This is a genomic window from Thermogladius sp. (genome assembly GCF_049970955.1).
GTDB lineage: Archaea > Thermoproteota > Thermoprotei_A > Sulfolobales > Desulfurococcaceae > Thermogladius.
This window is the reverse complement of the sequence record NZ_JBMFLY010000066.1, coordinates 1-4,543: the sequence shown is the minus strand read 5'-3', so window position 1 is coordinate 4,543 and position 4,543 is coordinate 1. Positions and strand designations below refer to the sequence as shown.

At 56.6% G+C, this 4,543-nt stretch carries 5 protein-coding genes; 2 read left to right on the top strand and 3 right to left on the bottom strand.

Annotation, left to right across the window (positions count from 1 at the left end; translation table 11 throughout):
- Both thrC and ACP5VX_RS06300 read left to right on the top strand, forming a co-directional pair.
- Entirely contained in the window at nt 1–957 is a 957-nt protein-coding gene (thrC, locus tag ACP5VX_RS06305) for a threonine synthase (RefSeq protein WP_428725035.1), read from the top strand.
- 61 nt (nt 958–1,018) lie between these two features.
- Nucleotides 1,019–2,179 carry a cystathionine gamma-synthase family protein gene (locus ACP5VX_RS06300; RefSeq protein WP_428725034.1) on the top strand — a complete coding sequence of 387 codons (1,161 nt, stop codon included), beginning with the start codon at nt 1,019–1,021 and terminating at the stop codon, nt 2,177–2,179.
- A gap of 14 nt (nt 2,180–2,193) precedes the next feature.
- Here the strand turns inward: ACP5VX_RS06300 and asd are convergent, their stop codons facing one another.
- From asd to ACP5VX_RS06285, 3 genes are read right to left on the bottom strand one after another with little or no spacing between them, the layout of a single operon-like run.
- Nucleotides 2,194–3,258, bottom strand: coding sequence for an aspartate-semialdehyde dehydrogenase (gene asd / locus ACP5VX_RS06295; RefSeq protein WP_428725033.1), 1,065 nt, complete (start codon nt 3,256–3,258; stop codon nt 2,194–2,196).
- Nucleotides 3,255–4,373, bottom strand: a complete 1,119-nt coding sequence (locus ACP5VX_RS06290) for a hypothetical protein (RefSeq protein ID WP_428725032.1) — start codon at nt 4,371–4,373, stop codon at nt 3,255–3,257. Before ACP5VX_RS06290 ends, asd begins: the two co-directional genes overlap by 4 nt.
- 3 nt (nt 4,374–4,376) lie before the next feature.
- Nucleotides 4,377–4,526, bottom strand: coding sequence for a hypothetical protein (locus ACP5VX_RS06285; protein ID WP_428725036.1), 150 nt, complete (start codon nt 4,524–4,526; stop codon nt 4,377–4,379).
- Nucleotides 4,527–4,543: the final 17 nt, after the last annotated feature.

Genomic DNA, 4,543 nt, shown 5'->3' with positions numbered 1-4,543 from the left:
GTGAAGAAGGACGTTGAGCCTGTATCGCTTGGCGAGGGCGACACTCCTCTCATACCCTCGAAGAGCAACAGGCGGCTGTTCGTGAAATTCGAAGGCGCTAACCCCACGGGCAGCTTCAAGGATAGGGGTATGACCCTCGCTGTCACTATTGCTAAGTACATAGGTGCTAAGAGCGTCGTGGTCGCCAGCACCGGAAACACATCGGCGTCGGCAGCCGCGTACGCGGCGAGGGCTGGGCTCGAGTGCCTGGTCTACCTACCCAAGGGCTCGGTGGCTAGAGGCAAGCTCTTCCAAGCCCTACTACACGGCGCCAAGGTAGTCGAGGTAGACGGGAACTTCGACGAGGCTCTAGAAGAGGTCGTAGCGAGGTACGTCGACAAGGCTTCAAGACATGTATACCCTCTAAACTCCGTAAACCCCTGGAGGCTCGAGGGGCAGAAGACCATAGCGTTCGAGATATACCAACAACTAGGGTTCGTCCCCGACAATGTGATCGTGCCTGTCGGCAACGCAGGCAACATATACGCTATATGGAAGGGGTTCAGGGAGCTCCGCGAGGTTGGAGTTACTGACAGGGTACCTAGGATGATAGGCGTCCAGGCCGAGGGCGCGTCACCTGTCTTCAAGACCTGGCTCGCCAAAGCCGACGAGCTGGTACCTGTTGAGAGACCGTATACAGTGGCTACAGCGATAAAGATCGGAAGACCCGTGAACTGGCTAAAGGCCCTCACCGCCGTTAGAGAGTCGAGGGGCTTCATGTTATCGGTCAGCGATGCCATGATTGTGGAGGCGCTCAAAACCCTCGCGAGAGAAGAGGGGATAGGCGTAGAGCCCGCCTCGGCGGCACCATTAGCAGGGTATAGAGTTGCGGTCGAGCAGGGGCTGATAGGGCGGGACGAGACCACCGTGCTCATAGCTACAGGACACGCGCTGAAAGACCCCGAGGTAAAGTTCTGAAGACGGCTTATAAGACAAGACTTTTTCCGTCGATAGTTTATCAACCCTCTTAGGTGGGAGCGTGAGGACGGGTACCAGACTTGTTAACATCGAGGGATTAAGCGACCCGTACGGGTCTCACATACCACCGGTTTACTTGAGCGTTGTGTACGAGTACGTAGACTACGAGCAAGGCCTTGCGAAGTACACGGACCGGGGGACTTACGTTAGGTACGGTAGAGAGGAGAACCCTACGGTCAGAGCCCTCGAGAGACTCCTAAGCTCGCTCGAGGAAACAGAGGACGCCCTGGCGTTTAACAGCGGAATGGCTGCCGAGACTACGCTGTTCCTCTACCTCGTGAAGCCAGGTATCAGAGTGGTTATGTCGGCGGAAGTCTACAGTACGACCTACCTCATGGTCCGTCGCCTGGTTGAAAAAGTGGGGGGCAAACTCGACCTCGTATTCCCATCGGCGCGAGAAATACTCGAGTCCTTGGGCAGAGAGCCGGCGGTCGTGTTCGTGGAGACCGTCACAAACCCGACGTTGAAGGTCGTCGACCTCGTAGAGCTGGTAGAGGGCTTGAAGGACACAGGCTCTATTCTGGTGGTCGACAACACGTTCGCGACTCCTCTAAACGTCAAGCCTTTCAAGTTGGGGGCTAGGTTTGTCGTACACAGCTTGACCAAGTACATTGCGGGCCACAACGACGTGGTTGGAGGCGCTCTGCTGGGTGCTAGGAAAGAGATATCCGAGCTGTGGGATTGGCGGCGTATGACAGGGTCGATAATGGCACCTCTAGAGGCGTACCTCGTTTACAGGGGTGCGAAGACTCTCGAGGTCAGATTCGAGAGAGTGTCCAAGTCTGCTAAAGCAATAGCCGAGTTCTTGGCGGAACACGCTAGGGTGGAGGAAGTCCACTACCCGGGGCTCGACAAGGACGAGTACCACCCGATCGCTAGGAGGCTCTTCGCGACAAGCAACTACGGGGGCGTTTTGAGTTTCAGAGTCAAAGGCGGTTACGACGGGGCACTGAGGTTCATGAAGAAGTTGAGGGTGATAAAGAGGGCACCAAGCCTTGGGGGCACCGAGTCGCTTGCGGTACTACCGGCCAAAGCGGGCAGTATGTACCTGCCCGAAGACCTCCGGAGGAGGCTCAAGATAACCGAGGACCTGGTCAGGCTGTCGGTGGGCCTCGAAGATGTGAACGACCTTATAGAGGACATAGACCAGGCTCTAGCCTGAAAACGGGGGAGTTTTTAGACGAGGCCTTTCTTAACCAGTAGCTCTGCGATCAAGACACCGTTCCCGGCGGCCCCTCTAATCGTGTTGTGGCCCAGCACCACGTACTTAACACCGCCCATGACCTTGTCTGGCCTGACACGCCCCACAACGACGCTCATCCCTCTGCCGGCCTCTCTGTCGAGACGTGGTTGCGGCCTGTCGGGCTCTCTTCTCACTATAACCGGCTTCTCGGGTTGAGATGGCAGGTTTAGGCCCTTTATCTTGTTCCCCCTGAACTCCTCCATGGCTTTAATGACCTCTTCCACCTCTACATTCTTTTTCTCCAGCTCAGCGAACACGGCGATCGTGTGACCTTCGAGCACCATAACCCTGTGGCAGCTGGCGGTCACCGCGAAGCTGTTGTTGAGCGTCACTCCTTCGCTCCCTACGCTACCCAGTAGCTTGAGCGTCTCTTCTTCTACCTTCTCTTCCTCGCCCTCGATGAAGGGTATCAGGTTGTCCATTATCAGCATGGACGGGAGACCCGTCAGGCCTGCCCCAGATATGGCCTGCATCGAGGAGGCGACGACCCTCCTCAGGCCGAACTCGTCTAGCAGGGGCTTGAGGGAGAGGGTCAGTATTGACGTAGTACAGTTGGGCACCTTTACTATACCGCCACTCCAGCCTCTACGCCTCCTCTGTAGCTCTAACACCTCTATGTGGTCGGCGTTGACTTCGGGTAGTAGAAGGGGTATGTCCGGCTCCATCCTCATAGGGCTGGCGTTAGAAACAACGATCAGGCCCTTCCTGGCGAGCTCTAGCTCCACGTCGACCGATACTTCGGCGGGGAGAGCTGAGAAAACGACGTCGACGCCTTCGCGGGCGATAGAAGCCGGGTCTAAGGGCTCCACCGGTAGGTCGGCCACTTTGGCAGGGAGTTGTGAGTCTAAGACCCACTTCACGCTCTCGCCGTACCTCTTGCCGGCGCTCTTACCCGAGGACTGTAATAGTGCGATCTCGAACCAAGGGTGGTCTGCCAGTAGGGATACGAACCTCTGCCCGACGAGCCCCGTAGCTCCTAGAATCGCGGCCTTCTTCACGGCTCCCCCTCCCCTATCAGGTGCTTGTGGAGTAATCTAACAGCTCTGGGAATATAATCTTTAGGTATATATACGACCACCGAGTGCCTACCTACTCCAGCCTCAAGGCCTTGGATTTCGATGTCTTCGCTTTCAAGGACCTCCACCACCCTCCTAATAGTCCTGAGCCTACTGTCGTCCTCACCTATCACCACGACCCGCGGGTAGGGGCTGAGAGACGCGTGTACGATTTTAGGCCCTTTATCCCCCTCCCCCAGCTCTCTCATAACTGACGAGCCTAGGTGCTCGTAGTCGCCTATTCTAACAACAGGCCCCGGGAAGAGGAGGAGGGGCTCGAACGTCTTCGCGTTAAACCTCTTGACGCCGTGTCTAGCCGCTTCGTCTGCTTCACGGTAGCTTAGGCACTTCACTACCCTTGGTTTAATGCCTAAATCAGGGTCGACCGAGTACACCCCTTTAACGTTCGTTATTAGTCTTACCTCTCCTATACCGCCCAGCGCGGCTATGGCAGTAGCGGTCAGGTCCGACCCGCCTCGGCCAAGTGTTGTAGTCACACCCTTCTCGTCGCTCCCGATGAAACCCTCGATGACTATTACCACGTTATTCTCGGAGGCCATTTTGACGAGCCACTCTACTCTTGGCTCGGTACTCTCGTAGATGATCGAGGCGTCTCCGTGTCTGGAGTCAGTCTTGATGACCTCCTCCGCGTCTACCCTCACCACCCTCCCCACCTCTGTCTCAATCGCGCTTGAGAGGACCAGCTTACTGGCTTTCTCACCGTAGGAGAGAACTATGTCGCCGAGTACTGGTCGCTCGAGACCCGCCTTCATCGCTTTGAGAGGCACCTCTGCCAGCCCTCTTACCTCTTGCTCGAGCTTCTCGCCTCCTATTCCGCGAGCTAGCTCGGAGTAAAGCTCTACTACCTCGTAGAAAGCGTTTCTGTCCCCTTGTAAGGCCACCAGAAGCTTGTCTGTGACACCCTTAGCCGCGGACACGACGACAATAGGTAGTAGCCCGGCCTCGTACAAGTGTCTGACATAGCCGGCGGCTCTAACGTAGCTGTCGATGTTCGACAGGTTCGACCCGCCGATTTTTACTACGACGAGGGTACGCACCCCTCACACCTCCCTCAACGCGATGGCTAAGACGTCGTTTGCCACGGTGTGAGCTGTCTCAACGCCGCCCCCACCCTTCCCCATGAAGAAGTAGCTTCCCGTGTCAGTCTCGATTACAACACCGTTCATAGCCCCCCTCACATGGTACAACAGGTCGCCCGGCTCTACTT